1 protein-coding gene and 1 pseudogene are annotated in these 2,338 nt (G+C 74.1%); both read right to left on the reverse strand.

Going from position 1 to position 2,338, the window contains the following annotated elements; all coding sequences use genetic code 11:
* Positions 1 to 87: 87 nt before the first annotated feature.
* Complete coding sequence (locus NBZ85_RS30350) at positions 88 to 1,896, reverse strand: bifunctional uroporphyrinogen-III C-methyltransferase/uroporphyrinogen-III synthase (protein ID WP_261560491.1); 1,809 nt, start codon at positions 1,894 to 1,896, stop codon at positions 88 to 90.
* A 2-nt stretch (positions 1,897 to 1,898) separates the two neighbouring features.
* Positions 1,899 to 2,338, reverse strand: a pseudogene (locus NBZ85_RS30355) (hydroxymethylbilane synthase); the annotation flags it as partial.

Here is a 2,338-nt window from a genome sequence, read left to right on the forward strand (position 1 = left end):
CGCTCCACCCGCGCCCCGGTTTCCGCCGCCCACGGCCGACGCACCCGGTATCCCGTTCAACAGCCTCGTACCTCCCCGACCGCCGGCTTAGCGCCGCGAGCCGCGGCGTGGCTTGGGCAGGCGGGCCGCGAGCGGACCGATCTTGCCCAGCTCCTCACGGTGCTCGGCGGCGAACTCGGCGAGCGCCCCGACCAGGGCCGGGATGGATGCCTCCGGCGCCTGCACGTCGACGCGCAGCCCGAGCTCCTGGGCGGTCGCGGCGGTGGCGGGGCCGATGACGGCGATCACCGTGGTCTCGTGCGGCTTGCCGGCGATGCCGACGAGGTTGCGCACGGTGGACGAGGAGGTGAACACGACGGCGTCGACCCTGCCCCCCTTGAGCGCCTCGCGGATGGGGGCGGGCGGTGGGGCGGCGCGGACCGTGCGGTAGGCGGTCACGTCGTCGACCTGCCAACCGCGGTCCTTCAGGCCGGCGACCAGCGTCTCGGTGGCGATGTCGGCCCGCGGCAGCAGTACCCGGTCGAGCAGATCGAGCGACTCGTCGTACTCCGGCCAGTCCTCCAGCAGACCCTCGCTGGACTGCTGCCCGGAGGGGATCAGGTCGGGACGGATCCCGAAGGCGCGCAGGGCCTCGGCGGTGGCCTCGCCGATCGCCGCCACCTTGACTCCGGCGAAGGCCCGGGCGTCCAGGCTGCGCTCCTCAACCTTCTCCTGCACCGCACGCACGGCATTGACGGAGGTGAAGACGACCCACTGGTAGCGCCCGGTGACCAGGCCGCCGATCGCACGCTCCATCGGGGCGGCGGTCCGCGGCGGCTCGACGGCGATCGTCGGCACCTCCAGCGGGCTCGCGCCATGCGAGCGCAGCAGGTCGGACAGGGTCGCCGCCTGCTCCTTGGTTCGCGGCACCAGCACCGTCCAGCCGAACAGCGCGCGAGTCTCCCACCAGGACAGCTTCGCCCGGGTGGCGACTACAGCACCGACGGAGAGCACGACCTGGGTGATGGGCGTGGGGGCGGCGGTCAGCAGCGGCGCGACGTCGGCCTCGACCCGGTCGAGGGTCGAGGTGATGGTGCGCTGGTCGGTGGTGGTGCCGTCCACGGTCACCGCGATCGGGGTGTCGCCGGGGCGGCCGTGCTCCGCCAGGGCCGCCGCGACCTTGCCGACCTCGGTCGGGGCCGCGGTGACCACGAGCGTGCCGGGTGTCTGGGCGAGCGCCGCCCAGTCGATGTCGCCGGGCGAGGGAACCGGCGCACCGAACCCGCCGAACCCGCCGGGGCTGCCCAGGCCCAGCGGGGACCCGAAGCCGGCGCCCAGGCCGCCCCCCAGCCCGGTCATCGGGCGTGTGCCGAGCCGGCCGGCGCCAAACGGCGGGCCGGTCAGCGGCCCGACGGGCTCGCCCGCGCCGAACGGCGACGGCGCCGGGAGCGTTCCCGACGAGGAGAAGACACCGGACGTGCTGGCGAAGGTGATCGGCGAGCCGGGCGCGACGCCGGCGTAGGTGGCCACCGCGGCACCGGTGAGGATCCCGGGCACCACCCGGTAGGGGATCTTGGCTTTCGCCAGGGCCTGGGCGTCGGCGGCGCCGATGCGGGTCAGCCACGGATCCGACGCGTAGAGCCGGACGACCTTGTCTCCGGCGCGGGCCCGGCTGACCACCGCGGCGGTCGCCGCCTCGGCATCACGGACCGGCTTGGAGGCCTCCAGATCCCCGATGCGCAGCACCTCGGCGGTGAGGTTCTCCACGATCGCGGGCGCGACGTCGGGGTCGGCGACGACAAGATCGGCCGACGAGAGGGTCTCGACCGCGAGGACGGTCAGCAGGCCCGGGTCACGGGGGCCGGCACCCACAAGTGCGACCGGGGAGACAGGCTTTTTCGTGCGTCGGGTGGCCATGCTCAGCGAATTCCCATCAGCGAGTGTGCTCCGGCGGACAGCAGGTCGTCCGCGAGGCGCTGCCCGAGCGCCTCCGGGTCGACGGCGGACCCGGTCACGTCACGCCGGAGGATGGTGGTGCCATCCGGCGCGGCGACGACCGCCCGCAGGCGCAGTCGACCCGCGGGGGGCGCATCGCCGGCCGGTGCCATGGTGCCGACGGCCGCCACCGGCGCAGGCGCTGCCACTGCCAAAGCGCCGACCGGGGCGGTGCATCCGGCCTCGATCCCAGCGAGAAACGCGCGTTCCGCTCTGACCGCGACGGACGACGATGCGTCATCGAGCACAAACCGTAGCAGCTCGGCAAGGCCGCCATCGACGGGCTGACCATGATCTGACCGCGTTTGGCCACCGATCTGTCCCACATACGGACCTCGGCCCCGCCCGACGCGCTCGTCATCCC

Source organism: Frankia tisae (genome assembly GCF_025403405.1).
Taxonomy (GTDB): domain Bacteria; phylum Actinomycetota; class Actinomycetes; order Frankiales; family Frankiaceae; genus Frankia; species Frankia tisai.